Genomic DNA, 18,537 nt, shown 5'->3' with positions numbered 1-18,537 from the left:
ATAATGGTTAGTTAAATGGATTTCGAACAATCTTCGGATTGTTGTTGAGCACATTTTGATCGATAGATGCATAATAGTTGGCCATACGGAAAAGTCGGGCGCGACGGAAACGTGTCGGGCGAATACGTTGGTAAATGTATTGTCCATTAGTAGGATGCCCTGGACGTACCACGCGATACGGATAAAGTCCATACACCACGGCGTTTCGATCCGATTCTTCCCCATTCCATACTAGGTGAGCGATGCGCCAGCGTTTCAAATCAAAGTAGCGATGATCTTCAAAAGCTAATTCGACACGGCGCTCCTTGCGGATAATATCCATGGTTAAATTGGAAATGCTATTGGCTGGGAAACCTGCCCTTTCACGTAAAGTGTTGATGTAAGTCGTTGCTGCACCTGTTTCGCCCAGTTCAAAAGCAGCTTCTGCAGCATTTAGGTAGATTTCGCCCATACGATACCAAGGCCACCAGTTATTAGCAGAAATACCGCGCGCACTCGCTCCTGCTGCATCACTCACCATTTTACGCAAATAGAATCCAGTATTACTCACATCCTGTTGATTGTCAGCAGGCCCGTCAAAACCCGTCCACAATCCACCATCTGCCGCATAATTATCTCCTAATCGTGATGTCGTGCGTAGGTCATAGCCACCATCTTGCCACACGGCGACACCAGCTTGTATACTGGTGTTCCGTCCTTTAAAGGTAGTACCGGCATAGATTACGGTACCGTAAAGCCGTCCGTCTTTGTTGGCAAAGATATCCGCAGGATTAGCATAGACAATATGATTTCCGTTCTGGTCGCGATCTCGAATCGTACCGACCGACCCATCCAAGTAATCGAAGCTTTCTACGAAACTCAACGAAGGGCTCAAAGCCGAAGAGGATTCATTATCTTCTGTAGAGCCTTTTATAATATTCTCATAGGTGAAGCCATGCACCTTCACACCTGTTTGAAAGTCTTTGGCAAAGATCACCTCACCGTTATTTTTGGCATTCAACATCGTGTAGAAATTCTCCCCTTTATTGGCATTGGCATTGAACAATCCATAGTTTGAATTAGCCATAATAGCGCGCGACGCCGTTAAGGATTTCTGGTAGTAGTCACTAGCCATGCTGGCTGGAATACCCACTTCGCCACCAGGCGTGCTAATTGGCGCTCCCATCAAGTTATTATACTTGGCGATCGACGCTGCGTAGAGCATAGAGCGACTTTGCAAAGCAAGCGCTGTTACCGTATTCGCACGTGTTCTGCTGTTCGCATTCGGCGCCAAGTGATCTTTAATCGCTTCCGTCTCGCTAAAGATGAAATCATAGACCTCATGCTCCTTGGCTCTAGGCATTTGCAAAGGCTCTGGATTTCCGCTAAAATCGTAAATTAATTGCGTAGTTACCAATGGAACACCGCCCATGCGCTTCACCATTTCGAAGTACACTGATGCACGGATAAAGCGCAACTCTGCATTAAAGAGCTGTTTCTGCGCAGCAGTCAAACTACCACCAAATTGTTCGATGCCTTCTAGTGCTACACTGATATCACGGATCAATCCGTAATCCCAGTACCGACCGTAATCGTCACCGTAATGAAGGTCATTGCGCCAGTTTTGATCGCGGTGACCCGACCACATGGCGTCATCCATTTCAGTCATTCCTCCGGTATTAAATACGCCATGCATGGTCGGAAGACGATTATAATAATTCGCCAATAGCGAAGTAATTAGCACAGGATCATTCCAAAGCTGCTCATCAGTAATGAGGTTTTTTGATGGTCGATCAAACCATTCATCATGTTTACACGAACTCACAGATAGCGCCGCCGCTACAAGAAATATAATCAATTTAGTCTTCATGTCTTTAATTAAAATGTGATGTTGAAACCTGCCATAATAACCTTCTGTTGTGGATATACCACCGCCGCTGCAGCTGAAATTTCTGGATCTATCTGAAAACGTTTTACGTTGTCAAATGAAAATAGGTTAGAGCCATTGACATATACTCGAATTTTGCTCGAACCAATTTTGGATGCTAGGTCTTGTCCGAACGTATAACCCAGTTCCATGTTCCGGACGCGTAGGTATCGTACATTGGTCAACCAAAAATCACTATTCCGATGATTTGGACCCGAGTTACCATTACGTACCGCAGGATAATAGCCCGGAATCCACTCGCTATTCAGATCATAAGGATCTGCACGATGCCAACGATCTTCTACCAAGTACGCTGGCGAATTACCGCCACCGTGCAACGCATTCCGCAATTCGTAATCCTGATTCCAAGATTGCAAAGCGCCACCGGCAAAATCGATATTCAAGTCAAATCCTTTATAGTTTAATCCGATACGTCCGCCAAAACTCAACATCGGCGCCCAATTCGTCTGATAACCGATGGGACGTTCGTCCAAACTGTTGATCACACCATCACCATTCACATCCTTGTAGATAAAGTCACCCGGTAGTTGCGTACGGTTGTTTTGGCCATCGTTATTGATCGGATGGTTACGAATTTGCTCTTCCGATTCAAACCGACCTTCGACCTGATAGCCCCACCAGACACCACCGTATCGATTCTCGGCCGAATTACGGTATTCATTCCAAGAGCTACCAAAACGTGGCTTGTAGGTTTCGATACTGCGGTATCTTGAATAGGTCGCATTTGCACTTACTACATATCCTAGCTCCCCTACGTTACTGCTGTAGGTTAGCATACCTTCGATACCGTAATATCCATTTTTATTTAAGTTTTCGTTGGGCAATCCATAGCCGATTTCAGACGGTAGCAATACATCATAACGTTGTGCAGGTGCTCCAGAACGGATAATCTTAAACGCATCAGCAGTAAAGGTCAACTTGTTGTCGAACATCGCCAAATCCATACCGATATTATAATTGGTATTCTTCACCCAAGATAGGTTGCGAATAGGTAATCCTCGCGGTTGCAAGCCCGGAACATATGCCCCATCCAATATGGCATTACCTTGATTCCAGGTATACCCTGCTAAATAGCCATGCATATTTACCCCTTGCTCCAAACCGGTTTGGCCTATCGAGAAGCGGAATTTCAAATCATTTACTGTTCCTTTCAGGCTTTCAAAAAAGGCCTCATCCGATATGCGCCATCCAGCAGACATCCCCGGAAAAACTCCCCAACGATTGTCTTGGTAATACAGATAAGATCCATCATATCTACCCAGTACTTCTAATAAGTACTTTCCTTTATAGTTATAATTAACCCTTCCGATATAACCAGCACGTGCTTCGTAATCCCAACCATCGCCAAAGCTATTGATCTGATCCATTTGCAATAGCGGTATATAGTTGTTGGTTGGGTTAGTACCGACCTGCTGGTAATTGCGATCCCAATCCGAGCGCTCATATCCTAAGGTCGTCGATAGGTGATGATCACCAAAGTCTTTGGCATAATCTAGTTGGAATTGCGCATACCGTGCTACCACCTCACGCTCTGTCTGATAACGCCAGCGCGAATCGGTACCATGAGTACGGTTGTAGGCATCGTTGGCGCGATCGTAGGTATACACACCATACGAATACTGGAAACCATCGAACTTGTTGTTGGTGTAATTATACGACACCGTTCCCTTCGCCGATAGTCCAAAATCCGTTTTATACTGTGCGAATAAGTTCACGTTAGCATTTCTATAGCGGTTATCTTTATATCCGGCGATATCGCGACTAAAAATCGCGGGGTTATACGCGAAATCATTCACGTGATTTGGATACATCGGATTGTCGTTCGCGTATGGTCCTACCGTTGGTCTGTTTCTAAATAAAGCGAGAAAAGAAGAAAAGTAGCCATCTCCACCCGGCAAACCCACATCTTGGCTATACTCTTGGCGACCGGAGATTTGTGTACCGACGGTCAATCCTTTTAAAATGGTGGTCTCCAAGTTAGCCTGTATATTAGTACGTTTGTAGGAGAAGTCTTCCATCATCGCATCCTGATTCAGGTTACCGACCGAAAGGAAATAGTTGGAGTTGGCACTACTTCCATTAATATTAGCATTGATGTAATTCTGCGGAATATTTTTGCGTACAATCATATCATAATAGTTGTAGCCCTGATATCCAGCTTCGGTACCAGCTTGCCATTTCGCCAGTTCTTCTGGCGTCATCACAGCAGAAGGATTTCCACCTTCGTTTTGCGCCGCTTCTACCAGCGCACGCGTATATTGTGCGGCATTCGCTAAGGTCGGAAAGCGGGTCAAATTCTGCCATCCCATGTAGCCATTAATATTCACGCGTACGGACTCGCCTTTGCTTCCCTTCTTGGTCGTCACGAGCACCACACCGTTGGCCGCACGCAACCCGTAGATCGCTGCTGATGCATCTTTGAGGATGGTGATATTCTCAATATCCTCCACATTCAATGCATTGAAGGCATCTTGTCCAGATACATTGGAAGATCCCACCCAATCGTTTCCGGTTTGCCCGCCATACGGTATCCCGTCAATGACGTAAAGCGGATTTCCCATATTACGGATCTGTAGATCCGCACCGCGACCCGGTCGGCCATCTTGTGCACGCACCGAGATACCTTGAATCTTACCGGCTAATGCGCCTGCAGTCGTTGTGGAAGATGTACGTACAATCTCTTTGGCATTGATATCGCTCACGGCACCTGTCAAGTTGCGACGAGATTGTGTACCGTAACCGACCACGACCACATCATCAATGGTTTGGTCATCGTCTTCCATCGTGATATTGAAGGAAGAGCGGCTACCGATCGTGATTTTTTGTGTTTTGTAGCCAATAAAAGACACAATCAAGGTTGTTCCATCTGTACGGAGCTCAAATTGACCGTCTTTATCGGTAGTCGCGCCATCAGTTGTTTTTTCGGCGCTGACGCTGACGCCTTGTAATGGAGTATTATCTTCTTTCACCACGGTGCCCCGTATGGTACGCTGTTGAGCAAACAAAGAATTTGCGCAACATAAAAAAAGACAACACAGAAGAATCTTAAAGTCTTTCATTTTTAGTAGAAATTTAGGTCTGTTAGCAATTAGTACCACAAATATTCAACTTCTAAGTTGCTTTGGGAGGGGTGGAATTGGTCAAATAAGATGGTGTAATATGTCGGAATTTTCACCCCTTGTAAAGTATAAATCAACCATCTCGAACTCTACTATTTCAGCTAAAAAAGAAGAAGGATGAAAATCTTTATCAGATTCCCATCCTTATCGGGTATGAATTTTTAACATCTAATTCCTTAATAGAAACTCGCTAGCAGCTAACTGAACTGAATAGAGATATAAAATAATTCATACTAATAGCTTTATCTTCTGTGGCATCGTATCGGTCTACGCATTGAACGTGGGGATTGTGCAAGTATTACACCCGCTGTATTTATGACTACACCATTCGAGTACTGAGTCACTCTATATCGTGCTACTCCAGCGGTAGTATTATTGGCAGCAGTATTAAGCCAGTGATCTGCTAAGGCTTGGCTAGAAGCAGAACCTAATCTCTCCCCATCTTCCTGAAGCACGCCATTCTCGTTATAGAAACCTAAATATAATATTGTCAAAACATTACTCGGATATCCAGAAGCATTTCCTGCGGCATTACCCGTTTGATTCCAATGCTTCGTTATCTTCCTTACGCCATTTGTATTCCCACTAGTTACTAGACCATTGGTCCCTAGTGCGCGAAAGTCCTCAATACGTGGACTTTTCCACACACTATTTGGATAAACATTTTGACAAGGATCAACGTTTCCTGTTGGTCCAGTTGGAGTATTTCCTTGAAATCTCCAGTATTCGTTATTGAAGTTCGGTCTAGCATAATTATTGTGAGGTCGGAAGCGGTAGCGGTCTACCTGATTATTCGCTGGATCATATATTAAATTAGTGCGTGCAAAGCGAGTTCCATTCACGGCCATAGCGGATTCAATCAGTCGTGCATTGATCACAGAACGTGACCCGTAAGTCGGTGTCATAGCTCCTGAAATGGGTACCAAAGTAGCGGTATTAAAACTTCTCACTCCCCCATCGTCCATAGTAAGATCCAATCGATTTAACCTTACCGTTAGTGAGCCGTTTGCTATATTATTATTGCGTACTGTGTAAAATACAGCATTTTTAACGGCATCGCCTGTGTTAGTTGCCGTAGCCGTCATACTGGCTCCGGTCACCGCCGAAGAATTTGTGATATTAGTATAATTTCCCGTTCGAATGTTCAAATCCCCCATTTGTATGACACTATTAAACGTCGTACCAGATCTCCATCCAATTTCTAAACTAGTGTTATTCCGAATTCTACCAAACATGCCACGAACATTGAGATTGACTTCAATTCTAGCCGTTCTTCTGCTAAAAGTAATTTGTAGTGTATTAGCACCAAATACGGGTGTAATAACACCGCTAGCATACAACACATCCCTGTTAGCAAGACTACTTCTTGCAATAACACCGCTACTGTTAATATTTGGAACCGTAGTAGCATTGATCGATACGGCATACCAATTATAGGTTTTACCTACATCTAAACTAGCCTCCATCGCAGTGCCTGCTATTGCTTGGTTATTAGAAGCCACAGTAGTACTTCCTTGCTCATAGAATATAATACGATATCGCGTTTGTGCCTCCATCCTTGTGACTGCTTTGGAAGATCCTTTTATAGCTTTAGTTCCAACAATGGCAGCCTTACTCACCACACTAGAGTCTATAATATTTACTGCCGATGAAGAAGAGGGTAAGGAACTTTGTACATCGCTCAACACATCAAATTCGGGCAATGTTTGAATGTCATATACGACGGTCTCTTTCTCGTCAGTGAATATGTTTGTGCGCGCAATTGAGGCACGCGCTATTTCGTCTTCCACTTCCGATTCGTTAATTATAAAGGTATTTTCATCTTCTACTCCACTAATAGAGATGTTAACACTCGCGGCACCATTCGTTTGCAACGTAGTATTCTCATCTTTAGAGCAAGACTGTAAAATCGCTATTAGAAATATTAAATGTATACCTACTTTAGCTATGATAGAAATGTTATAAACAGCATTTGGTACGCTTGTACTTGATAATTTCATGTAGTAAATAAATTATGAACACACTAATTCTTTTAACCTATTCAAATTGTCGGTTTGCATCTCAATGATAAGATTCACAGTAATTAATACAATATTGAGTATTAAGGTTTTAGCACTATAATATGACTATTATACCCTCAGAGTGCTTTACATAGTAAAATCAGATGATCGAGTAACACCATCTTGCCAGTCGTCAATAAAAGGGCTATGGTTATTCGATGTACCACCAACAGTTACTTTTGCTGATCCCGCAGCGATCGAACTTTCATGATTTATAATTTGAACCATAATTTCAGGATTTAGATAGGTTTTCCGATTTCTGTTGTTGTAGAGATCTGATGTTTTGATCATAGTATTTTACTAATTAAGAGAATTAATAACTTGTCTTCACAACAATACTAGGAACATCGGGGCAGTCTTCCTAGACGAACCTACACAGTTGTAGGTCAAGCGCCACAAGCATTTATGCTAAAATTGGCCATTTTTCCGGCTGTTAAAAATCTACTTTCTAGCTAATGTATGTCATTCATGCATAAGATTATGATTTTAAATCAAACGATACCACACAAAAACTAAAAACCGCTAAGGAAATATATATACTTCCTTAGCGGTTTTTAGATCTAGATCTACGCTCGTTTACGAAGCCGATCTTAAGTGGAATGCCCATTACAGGCTTACTGGTATTGCCGTTTCACAGTAAGCCGTAGTTATCGTTTTCGAGGCATTAGATTTTCCGAAACTCCTGATCGCCTTGGCTTTCCTTTTTTGTATTTTCGAGGGCCTTGATGCTTCCTAGGTTTACCTTTATGCATCCGTTTGCTATGACCATATTGTGCCCTCCCATGACGAGGTCCATTCGTGTAGCACGATGAAAAACACATGATCATTACACTGCTGATCGTGAGTAGAATTAGTAATTTTCTTAACATACCAGCCTAAGTTTCAATTATTAGACCAATATTTTCGCCCACTGCGATACAAAATCACAACATATTGACCTACAGTTATTTTAAGACAAAACAAGACCTTTATAAAATATCCAATCAATAGATAGAGAAGAAAACGTTCTTAAGCTCATGCTTATTTAACTCATATAACTTTCTTTCATTTGTGTTTACTAAAAGTATCCTTCATGACAGATCTTCTTGTGCATGGGTCTCTATTCACACGTGCTATCTCTATCATTACTTCTAAAAGAAGGCATGATAGAGATAATAAAAGTTGGAAACCAGGGTGATGATGCAGAAGAAAACAGCACACAAGCGAGTGGTTATCCGGAGCTTCAAATGTGATTGGTTACGATGAAACACGAGACTACCTATCACCAAAATCATCGACAGCGATAGTATAAAGGAAGTCGTAATCAATAGACTTTCGAAGTTAGAAACAAGCACAAACAAGATACTTACCAGCATCAATAACAGGATGTGTTTTGCAGGAATGGGTTTGTCATTGCTCCTTTTCCATAGGATTTCTTCCGTTTTCAACGAAACCCGCGAGCCACTCCAGATCATAGCACTAATGTTCGCAATTAGCAATATTCCAATCAGCGTAGAAAAAATTGCGCCCACCTGCGCGCCAAATAAATCGTTGGCTGCTCGCTGGCCGACCTCCGTGACACCGCGCAAATTTGCTAAGCCCGATACCGAGATAAAGCTTACGTTTAACAAGACGTACACTACCGTAGCCAAAATAACGGAGATAAACAGCGAATAATAAAATGTGCGACGATTGCGCATTTCTCTAAACACATATATACAGGTATTCCAGCCCGAATAGGAATAATGCACAAACATCAAGGCGATAAAAAACTCTCCTGATAGCATATGTTGCAGGTGGCTTTCCGACATCTGCCATGTCTTCGTTGATACATCCATGTGAGGAATAGCCGCACAGATAAAAACCACAATCAATGCAATTTTTAAGACAAACAAGATGCGCTGCGCTATACTACTGATCTGCAAACTGAGTAGATGTACCCCAGATACGGCCATAATTGTCACTACCGCAATCTGTGTAGCGGCAAAAGGTACATACAGCTGGAGATAACTCGCTACCGCCAAAGCCGCTAAAGCCACTGGCGCTGCAAATCCGAATACGATACTGAGCAACGCCACCACGATAGAAAGCTTGCTCCCGTACAATTCATTAATAAAGTGTACCTCGCCACCAGAATCGGGATATTGCTTGATCAGTTGATAATAGCATATTCCGCCAGTGAAAGCGGTAAAGCCACCAATCACCCACAATAATACAATCGACCATAGGGAAGAATGCTCGCTAATCTGATATCCTAAGCTGGTGAATACACCTGTGCCAACCATGCTCGAAAACGTGAGGCCAATTCCTGTCCAGACGCCAATGTATGCCCTATTGCCTATTTTCACTTCCGTCTTTGCAGCGTATGTTGAATGAGCTGGTGCGCACTGATCGTACTATCCTGTTTCATGTATTTGGGTCGTAGCGCTTTATATTGTGCTAAGACCGCACTTGCTTGCTGATATAGCGCCGAATCCAGTTGATCTGGTTGATGATCTTCTGGATACGCGTACACGAAATTACCTTCATTACGCAAGTAAGTCGGGATCTGAAAGAATTTTCGCTTTACATGCACACCTGTTGAATCCGACTCATGAAAGGCTTTAACAAAAAAATCTATGGCATAATTTGGGTAGCCAAACAGATAGCCATATCCGCGTAGGCGTTCGTAACGCTTTTCATATTCGTTGACGGTTAGTACTACCGCTGGATCTGTCCCTTTGGTAAATCCGTACTGACCAAAGAAGTCTGCCCGAGCTTCTAACAAACTATCCAGTTTAGAAACTCGGATTACAGTCAGTTGCAGAATACGTGTTTTGCTGTACGCATTGCGGTAAGGCACTAGCAAAAATCGTAAATCGTCGAATTGCATCAGATTTACCGCTTGCTGTATTTGTGCTAGTCTTTGTAGGTGATGTAGGGAGTCTGGGCTTACGATATGCTGGTCGAGCATGCGAAGGCTATCCTTATTACCCACTGGGAAGGAAAAGGCAGCCACACTACTCATAGGCTTTATATTGCCCAAGATGGTGTACAAGGCTTCGCCATCCAAACCTTGTTGCAGGATGGAATCGCGCAACTGTAATAAGTATGGATCCAGATCTGCACTTTGGCGATTGCTCGGATAATAAGATTTGCACGAATACGTAGCGGTTGCCAAAATGAAGGCAAGGCCGCACAGGGATAAAAATCTAAACATGTTTATGTGATGTAGTTGATTAAAAAATAGCGCCGACACTCAAGGTGATTTTCTTGCGGTTTTGGTACTCCGTAGATCGGGCATCGAGCCAGCTACCGACCGCTTGTACATAGAAATTATGTATATGTTTATTGTCTACTTGCAGCGAATAGGTGAATGGTATTTCGATGCTGAGGAAATCTGTCGTAAGGAAATTCAGATCAGAGCGCATTAATTCCTGCACGGGCAATTCATCTGCTCGCTGGCCACCATAGCGATAGTCACCCGAAAGGCTGTGTTGATTTCCGATCTTGCCACCCAATGTGTAGGTAGCATTCCCACTGCTAATCATCTTATCAAATGACAGTGCATAATTCAAATAACTCATTCCAAATGCGGATTGCGGCAGCAAATACTGATCTTCCCGCTTGCGATAACTCGCTTGGCCACGCAGTTTCCAGTCGTAGCCACCCTCCCTTTTCTTGATCAAGGTGTATGCGGCTTCGCCGAATGAATTTCTATAGGTAGATCGCACCGCCTTGTGCTGATTGATGTAACCATCGCTTTCCAATCCAGGAACAAATTCATTCCAATACTCCGTACCCTCGCCTAGCTTAAAGGCATAGTTCAACACAATTTGATGCGCAAATAGGGTGTTTTCGCGCGTAGCGCGGAGCGATGATTCTGATTGGCGAGTCAATATAGATCCTTGGGTACGTCCAGCGAGAAAACCAATGTTTGCTGTTTCTGCTGCGATTGCGTAATTGGTTGATAGCAAAAGATTCCATAGCCCATGGTACTCGTATTGCAACCCCGCACCCCATTTCTCTGACTCATAATTCATATTCGTACCCGATCCTACGTAAGGAATAGCATGGCCCAAACCATAGTGTATGAAATATCCTTGATCTACATACACATTCACATTGCTATTTACCGATTCTTCTTTGGAGGTGGCAAACAGGAGGTTAAAACCTGCTACGTGATTAGCGTTGATCTGGTACGTCAATCCCGGTCTGATGGACAAGCCAAACTGCGTATTCTCTGCACGGATGTCGCGCTGTTTGGCGCCACTCGCCGCTTGGTAATCCACGCTCAAGCCTGCCGTCCATTTGTCTTTAAATACCGGTGAGGCGAGGTCAAACCCCATCGTATATAATTGATTTAACCAGTCGCTGGCATTGCTATCAATAATATAGTAGGGCATATCGCGAAATGGATCGATCAGCGAAGCATTATAGGTAGCATCTTCTCGAAACTGCCGATTGTACCGAATGAATCCTTGCAAGTAATAGTCATTCAGCTGCGTATTACCCGCCCCATAGATAGATTGGCTATTGATCTTCTGAGCCTGTTGCGGCCTTCTAAAGTCTCCCTGTTCGATATCATAAGTTGCCTGTACTTTCGAAAACTGAACCGGCTGATCGCGGGTCAGTCCGGCAGGGTTAGCGGTATTTCTCCATGATCCTAAGCTATCCTGTATTTCTAGCCAATTTGGACTGACCTGTTTTATCTTCTGCTGTGCAACAGCTGGCTTGCTTAATGCCATAACCGCCATTGCAAAAAATAAGATTTGGTATATTTTCATTGTTGTAAGATCTAACTATTAAAAAGCCCGTGACCAAGAAGGTATGCCTTGGCCGTGGTAACGAAATTGCGGTACGACTTGTCTTTCAAAATCTTCTGTACTATTGTTGGTATCCATTAAGATGGGCGTACCATTGGCTCTTTGTCCAATTCGTTTGCGGCGCACGCCTAATGAATTATATGTTGCGCCCACCCAGGTCATGCCGGCATCAAGCACCGTGGGCACCCTTTTGGCGGCAGACATGCTTTCATTATGTCCTGCCTCTACAGCATCCACCACATAGCGAAGTGGGATTTTTGCGTAGAGCGTTGTTCCGGTTGTTCCCAGATCTCTGGTTTGCAAGTTCGGATTGCCTACCGGATCATAGCTTTCATCTTCTGGGATGCGGAAGATGGCAAAAGCGCCGCCAAATACGGAAGTCAAGTATTGCGGCACAGTTCCTTTTGCCGCCCGACCGTTGTAAAATACATGCTCCATATCTACCGCAGGTTGGTCTGGAAAACTAGGATTGTTCATATTAAACTCAAACTCCGATAACGAGGCATCGATTGGCGAGTTGGGGTTGTACTGCGGCAATTTGTGATTGGCGGCAAATTGCGCGATCGTAAACGATTCGCCCGGCTGTAGTGGGTAATCGCGACCCTTTCCCGGAATTTTCCAAACGCGCTGTGCGTAGGTATATGCGCCTTGATCCTCTTCTGGCCAGATCGGCAAATTTGTGGTCGCAATGGTCGGGTGCAAATTCGCAAAGTGCAACCCATCTACATATACCAATTCATCGGAGTTATTCGTGATCTCGTAAAACTGATTTCTAAAATAAAAAGGCGCTGTACCCGCGTAGAAAATCTCGCTAATAGCAAGCGGTCCTACTTTGGCTCCATCAATATTGACCTTCACATGTTGATTGCCTGGCACGAGTAATACATTAGCTACGCTACCTTTCAAAAGGTATTTTTCAGTACCAACCAGCAATTCTCCGTCTACGTTAATCGTGTACAGCCCTGGGATAATGCTATCTATTGTCGTTACGCCAGCTTGTAGCGTAGTACTGATTTGGTGTTTTTCGGTGTAATTTGTCAACGTAACGGGAAGTCCCTCGGTAGAAGAAATTCCTGACAGCACGGGGATTGCTTCGATATCGACTGCTAAATAATCGATGGTCTTAGTATCCAGCGAATCGGTGATTTTCTGACAGGAAATGCTGCATAGCGCTACACCTATAGCGATGAGCAATGGAATAAATGTATTGTTTTTCATAACCGTATATTAGAGATTGACACCAACTTTGAACCCGAAGAAGAAGGGAATATTTCGGCGGTAATACACCGAAGAAATACGATCCGACTGCGCATTTTGATAATACCGAAACAGGTTGTTGGCAAAGAATGAAAGCCTCATAAAGTCTTTGATATCTTTGGTGAGGTTGATGTTGAAGTTCACGAGCGGCGGTAGGCTTTCTCTTTGTTCGGTGGTGCGCACCACCGGACGCGATATCGCAGTAAATTCAGGTGTATTCAGGTCTACACCATCCAGATCGTACACTAATCCGTCGAATTTACTGATGTACTTTTGCGGGATAGAATCGTTTCCATACACAGTCCAGTCCGATTCGTTCCAGATAATATCGGTCGTCAAGGTGATTGCCAAACCAATCTTTGGAATGTTATGCGTTGCTTTCAAAGTCGAAACCACGGAGCTAACATTTTGCTGGATCATCGCGGGCTGGTACAGCCCAATATGTGTTCTACTTTGTGCTCCTGCCCCACTTTGACCGTCATAAAACGTATAATCCGTACTGTAGGTTTTTTCTTTGATATATGCTCCATACACACTAAACTGTGTGCGTATACGCTGTATCCGCGCCAGATCCAGTTGAAATTCCAAGCCCTGCTTATCAATCGCCATATTGTTGTTAGGCATATTGAATTTTGCCAGCACCGGATCTGCCGATATCTCCGTCAGCACCCTGCTATCTCCTACCCGTTCGTATTGTTTGTATTCTACCGGGCGGAATGAATGAATTGTCGGGGAGATCGCATAACCGTTTTTCAACTTTTCGCTAAATGCGGTCACCGATAGTATGGATTTGTTGAAGCGAAGATCAATGCCTACTTCCTGCTTGCGATTGGAGGCAATTTTTAAGGCACTATTTTCGGTGTTGAACGCGCGCGTAGTAGTCATAAAGATCGCATCTGGCGAACCCGTAGGGATTTCGTTGATATTGATATAATCGAAGTATGCATTCTCCGGATATAGATACAGTAAGCTAGGCGCTTTGGCCATCACCCCATATCCTGCGCGAATCATGAGCACTTCGGGCAAGATCTCAAATGAAGCATTTGCGCGCGGCGCAATGATGGATCTATTTTGCGAAAAACGATCATATCGCAGCCCTGCCGATACGCGTAGCAAGCGATCCATGATCCGTGTGGTCATATTATCTTCTACATAAAACCCCAGTTGAGTGACTGCTGGGATATCCGAATATTTTCGGTTTCGGTAAGAAGAGTTCACATATTGAAGATCTCGGTATGGCGGTAGGCTATCTGCAAAGGTTTTACCTGCACCAAAGTTCTTATCCGATCGGAAATCGCCACCCAGCAGCCAGCTATGCTGTGTGCCACCTATCTGATTAAAAAAGTTGGCCGTAGCCGATAGAAAGGTGCTAAACTCCTTCCCTTCTATTTGATGCACACCCAAATAGGTACTTGGCAAGTACACCGCGTACTTATCTTCCTCTCCCAGCGGAATCTGCGTGATCTGCTCTCCATCTTCGTTATACAATCTTTCGCCAGGCGTATTCGTTAGGATTGCACCATCTGTATATGTCATACCATACGCTGCATTTGCCGCTGTGTATTGCTGTTGGTAGTACGATTTTTTGGAATTGAAGGATAAACGACCGGCATAATCTATTTTTCGCAACCAAGTCGTGCCGGGCATTTGATAAGAACCCATGCTGTTGATCGCTATGCCTGTTTCCTTGCCCGAAGATTTAGTTCTAGTGATCTCATCATCTGGATTCAACCTGCGCCCATCGTTGGATACGTGGAAATCAATACCTGTGGTACTACTCAATCGCTCGTTGAAAAAGGAATTGCTGTATAAGGCATTAATGGTTCCGCGTTGATAATAGCGATATGCTTGTACCGGATCATTGGTGTTATAGGCATAGCTTCCGCCCAGGTTGATCGCGCCACGGCGATCATCTAGCACGATGCCTTTGGAAGCGCTCAGGTTGTACAGATTGGGATTGGTATTGGCTTCTACAAAAAGCGGTTGTCTTCCTGCGCGCTGATTGACGATCACCGCTCCCGACGCCAGATCTCCATATTTCACACCCGGCACACCGCGAATCACTTCTACCGATTCCACATTATACATCGGAATAGATCTGGAATCAATACCGCCACGAGGTGGTGCGCCACCTCCTAAGGCAGATGCACCACCGTTCATCACTGGAGATAGCGTTTGCAAATTAGCATTATTCGAGATTGGTGAGCCATTCATCACAATGGATGTACCGAATGCATTCGCATCCATGTATCGATCGATCGCCGCATTTTTGTCTTTTACAACCGATCGGATATTGATCAATCGCGATGCATCATTGTTTAGATCTGGATTGACCGTGATGCCGCCCGGCACTAACGACATGATATCGGCCAAACTATTAGCCTGCAAATGCTCAATAGCATTTCGGTTAATGACGGATGTGGATCCCAAGCCCGATTGCGATGGTTTGGCCACTACGTCCACATTCTCTAATCGGAATGAATTGTCGGCTAAACGTAGCATCAAAGGCTGCGTTGGTCTATTTTGAATCAAAGTATCCAGCGTGACTTTGCCGACATAGCTAATCACCAATCGGAATGATTCGTCGGGGATATTGTTAAATCTAAACTTTCCCTCGTTATCGGTATTGACCGTTAGATTGTACGGCAGAATACTCACCGACGCGGACTTTAATGGCTGCGATGCAGCAGATTGCTCGTAAACCGTTCCCTCCACAACCACCTTTCTTTGAGCTTGCGCATGCTGCGGATATGCGCTAAATAGTAAGATCGTGGCAAGTGCAAGTACTTGCATAGATCTCCGTAAAGTAATATCGAAAAACATATAATTTCTAAGGTTAAGTTTGATGACCCCATTCATATTTGCGCAAAGTTAAATACAAAAACAACAATAGCAACTTTGTTGCAATAAATAATTTTCGATGACTTGAATGTGCTTTACGAGCTGAATAAGGCTGGTCGATGAGGGAATGGAATATTACTTATAAAAGATTAGATTCAAAAAAAATGATATGCTATGTTGGGTATTCTTTACAAGTAAAAAGCTTAAAATACCCCCCATCCATCTGTCTCACATGATGTATCTTGCTATGTTCTTATTCACTTTTAGGATAGCTGGTTTTAGGCATCCCAACCTATCATTAGCTATCCTTCATTTCATATACATTTACCTATTCATGCTATGATGAGCATATATAGTCAAATCTTATTGACCTTCACCTTACTGCTTGGAGCAGCCAAAGGATTCGCCCAAGCAACATCTGCAGACTATGATGGTTATCTTTTCGCTTATTTTGAAGGTACGGGATCACCTGCTCTGCAAGAACAATTGCGCTTTGCGGTAAGTCAGGATGCTCTGAATTGGTATGCCTTGCACGATAACCAACCCATTATAAATTCGGCCGATATCTCTAGTACCGGAGGAATTCGCGATCCGCATCTTTTGCGAGGTGCTCAGCAAGATGGGTTTTACCTGACCTGCACCGATATGAACACGAAGAAAAATGGCTGGGAAACCAATCCGGGCATCATACTCATGCATTCTAATGATCTGATCTCTTGGAAATCTTCTATACTGGATCTTGCGAAACTATATCCGAATGAATTTGGATCGGTAAAATGGGTCTGGGCACCGCAAACGATCTATGATCCTTCGGCCGGGAAGTACTTGGTGTATTTCACCGTACGGCAGTATGCCAATGAGAAGTTGGATTTTTATTACGCGTACGCGAATGAAGATTTCACGGCATTAGAAGACACACCAAAGCTATTATTTAGTCCCACCTTTGGTGGAATAGATGGCGACATCATTCTAAAAGACGGTGTCTATCACTTCTTTTATAAAGGCAACACCAAAGATGCGGATGGCAAAGAATTTGAGAACGGCATCAAAAAGGCGACGAGCAACTCCTTGCTCGGCCCGTGGAAAGAAGATCCGCGCTATCTGGATGTATATGCCGGCACAAAGACTTCGGTGGAAGGTTCTAGCCTCTTCAAACTGAATAATTCCGAGGAGTATTTCCTGATGTACGATTTGTATTCTTCGGGAAAATATGCCTTTCAGCGCAGTACGGATTTGGTGAATTTTAGTCAGACCGCCGAATTCTTTGAGAAAAACTTCCATCCAAGACACGGCAGTGTGATTTCTATCTACAAAGCAGAAGCCGCCCGATTGGCAAAGAAATGGTCTGGTATTCCAGATGAGCTCATCAAGTAAACTATACAGACAAAATAAAAAAGGATTGTTGCTCGCACATATGTGGGCAACAATCCTGCTTTATAAAGTTATTGCGACAGCTAAAAGCAGCAATGCAACCTAGACCTTACTGGGACTTTTTCCAGTGATTTTCCAATCGCGTCGCTTCGGCAGCGGTGAGATGGATCACAGATCCATGTTTGGGTGAAGCGAAGTTAGTCGTCTTCATCACGCCTTCATTGAAGTGCCCCAAATTGGTAAAGTTCTGGAAATCTGTAGTTTCGCTAAATCCAAAATTGTGCGGATTGATACCATAAATATCGTACATCAATACCCATTTCTCCTCCCCGATCCGTTTCCACACCGTCGGTGCTTCACAAGCCTGCGGTTCTGGATCGTACCATTTTGGATCATACACATAATTGTCGCTCAAGGAATTGGATACCGCCTGCTTGATGCCAGGAATGCCATCGTGCGACACATAAAACAAATGAAACTGATCGCCCACTTGTGTAATATCCCCATCGATATTGGCAATATTATGCTTCGGATGCTGAAAAAGTAAACGCGGAGGCGTATCCAATGCCGTACATTCTTGATTGAGGTAGGAATAATACATCTGGCTCAATCCATTTTTGAACCGCAAGGTAAGATACACCATCATCTGATCCTTTTGCTTATCGTAAATAAGTTCCGGTGCCCAAGCGCAGCCGATATCTTGCCAACCCGGAAAAGCCTGATCTACCGCGATCCGGGTATGCGTCCAATGAATCAAATCTGCCGATTTCATCAGCACCAGATTCTTATTATTTCCCCAACCAAACTCCTTTCCATCGCGCTCCCACTCGGTCGTTCTATAGCCTTTTTGCTGTGCAAAAATGTGTAGATCGGTCATCGCCATATAGAAAAGCCCATCCGGACCACGCGTAATATAGGGATCGCGAATACCTTTTTGCTCAGCAATGCTATCGCCCGCGATGATCGGATTTCCATCGTTCACGTCCGAAAACGTATACCCATCCTTGCTCGTGGCAAAGTGCACACTATGGGTATCATCTTTGAAATACACCATCAAGTAAGCCGCCATATCCTTTTCTGTGGGTTGCTGCGCAAACAGACGCGTAGTCAATAGCGTAAACAGGCAAAAGCAAATGTATAGGCAACGCATTATTCTATTCATAATCTCGTGTAATTAA

The 18,537-nt window shown here is 43.9% G+C and carries 11 protein-coding genes; 1 reads left to right on the top strand and 10 read right to left on the bottom strand.

Features of this window, described 5'->3' with window-relative positions; translation table 11 throughout:
* Positions 1-7: 7 nt before the first annotated feature.
* The 9 genes from DC487_RS05635 to DC487_RS05595 all read right to left on the bottom strand — a co-directional run bounded on the left by DC487_RS05635 (position 8) and on the right by DC487_RS05595 (position 15,940).
* The gene (locus tag DC487_RS05635; RefSeq protein ID WP_116774932.1) at positions 8-1,849 is read right to left on the bottom strand and encodes a RagB/SusD family nutrient uptake outer membrane protein; all 1,842 of its coding nucleotides are present in this window, start codon (positions 1,847-1,849) and stop codon (positions 8-10) included.
* A gap of 8 nt (positions 1,850-1,857) precedes the next feature.
* Positions 1,858-4,932 carry a SusC/RagA family TonB-linked outer membrane protein gene (locus DC487_RS05630; RefSeq protein WP_207774311.1) on the bottom strand — a complete coding sequence of 1,025 codons (3,075 nt, stop codon included), beginning with the start codon at positions 4,930-4,932 and terminating at the stop codon, positions 1,858-1,860.
* 356 nt (positions 4,933-5,288) lie between these two features.
* Positions 5,289-7,046 carry a hypothetical protein gene (locus DC487_RS05625; protein ID WP_116774930.1) on the bottom strand — a complete coding sequence of 586 codons (1,758 nt, stop codon included), beginning with the start codon at positions 7,044-7,046 and terminating at the stop codon, positions 5,289-5,291.
* A gap of 147 nt (positions 7,047-7,193) precedes the next feature.
* Entirely contained in the window at positions 7,194-7,397 is a 204-nt protein-coding gene (locus tag DC487_RS05620) for a hypothetical protein (RefSeq protein WP_116774929.1), read from the bottom strand.
* A gap of 839 nt (positions 7,398-8,236) precedes the next feature.
* Positions 8,237-9,433, bottom strand: coding sequence for an APC family permease (locus DC487_RS05615; RefSeq protein ID WP_133228412.1), 1,197 nt, complete (start codon positions 9,431-9,433; stop codon positions 8,237-8,239).
* Complete coding sequence (locus tag DC487_RS05610; RefSeq protein WP_116774927.1) at positions 9,430-10,284, bottom strand: hypothetical protein; 855 nt, start codon at positions 10,282-10,284, stop codon at positions 9,430-9,432. The genes DC487_RS05615 and DC487_RS05610 overlap by 4 nt, the downstream gene beginning before the upstream one ends.
* A gap of 19 nt (positions 10,285-10,303) precedes the next feature.
* On the bottom strand, positions 10,304-11,851 hold the full coding sequence (locus DC487_RS05605) for a DUF6850 family outer membrane beta-barrel protein (RefSeq protein ID WP_133228409.1): 1,548 nt from the start codon (positions 11,849-11,851) through the stop codon (positions 10,304-10,306).
* Positions 11,852-11,869: 18 nt separating this feature from the next.
* The gene (locus tag DC487_RS05600) at positions 11,870-13,108 is read right to left on the bottom strand and encodes a DUF4876 domain-containing protein (RefSeq protein WP_116774925.1); all 1,239 of its coding nucleotides are present in this window, start codon (positions 13,106-13,108) and stop codon (positions 11,870-11,872) included.
* A 9-nt stretch (positions 13,109-13,117) separates the two neighbouring features.
* Positions 13,118-15,940, bottom strand: coding sequence for a TonB-dependent receptor (locus tag DC487_RS05595; RefSeq protein ID WP_165799022.1), 2,823 nt, complete (start codon positions 15,938-15,940; stop codon positions 13,118-13,120).
* Positions 15,941-16,327: 387 nt separating this feature from the next.
* Here DC487_RS05595 and DC487_RS05590 point away from each other — a divergent pair, with 387 nt between their 5' ends.
* Complete coding sequence (locus DC487_RS05590; RefSeq protein WP_207774310.1) at positions 16,328-17,362, top strand: glycoside hydrolase family 43 protein; 1,035 nt, start codon at positions 16,328-16,330, stop codon at positions 17,360-17,362.
* A gap of 106 nt (positions 17,363-17,468) precedes the next feature.
* On the opposite strand, the gene DC487_RS05585 is transcribed toward DC487_RS05590, so the two are convergent.
* Positions 17,469-18,521 (bottom strand): glycoside hydrolase family 43 protein, encoded by a 1,053-nt coding sequence (locus DC487_RS05585; protein WP_116774922.1) that lies wholly within the window; start codon positions 18,519-18,521, stop codon positions 17,469-17,471.
* Positions 18,522-18,537: the final 16 nt, after the last annotated feature.

It is taken from the genome of Sphingobacterium corticibacter, assembly GCF_003076635.1.
GTDB classification, from domain to species: domain Bacteria; phylum Bacteroidota; class Bacteroidia; order Sphingobacteriales; family Sphingobacteriaceae; genus Sphingobacterium; species Sphingobacterium corticibacter.
Note: the sequence above shows the minus strand (reverse complement) of the source record. Positions and strands in the feature narration are given on the sequence as shown.

Coding starts and splice junctions, on each gene's coding strand:
- DC487_RS05610 (WP_116774927.1), bottom strand. CDS start 10,284: ATGTTTAGATTTTTATCCCTGTGCGGCCTTGCCTTCATTTTGGCAACC.
- DC487_RS05600 (WP_116774925.1), bottom strand. CDS start 13,108: ATGAAAAACAATACATTTATTCCATTGCTCATCGCTATAGGTGTAGCG.
- DC487_RS05620 (WP_116774929.1), bottom strand. CDS start 7,397: ATGATCAAAACATCAGATCTCTACAACAACAGAAATCGGAAAACCTAT.
- DC487_RS05590 (WP_207774310.1), top strand. CDS start 16,328: ATGATGAGCATATATAGTCAAATCTTATTGACCTTCACCTTACTGCTT.
- DC487_RS05585 (WP_116774922.1), bottom strand. CDS start 18,521: ATGAATAGAATAATGCGTTGCCTATACATTTGCTTTTGCCTGTTTACG.
- DC487_RS05625 (WP_116774930.1), bottom strand. CDS start 7,046: ATGAAATTATCAAGTACAAGCGTACCAAATGCTGTTTATAACATTTCT.
- DC487_RS05635 (WP_116774932.1), bottom strand. CDS start 1,849: ATGAAGACTAAATTGATTATATTTCTTGTAGCGGCGGCGCTATCTGTG.
- DC487_RS05595 (WP_165799022.1), bottom strand. CDS start 15,940: ATGCAAGTACTTGCACTTGCCACGATCTTACTATTTAGCGCATATCCG.
- DC487_RS05605 (WP_133228409.1), bottom strand. CDS start 11,851: ATGAAAATATACCAAATCTTATTTTTTGCAATGGCGGTTATGGCATTA.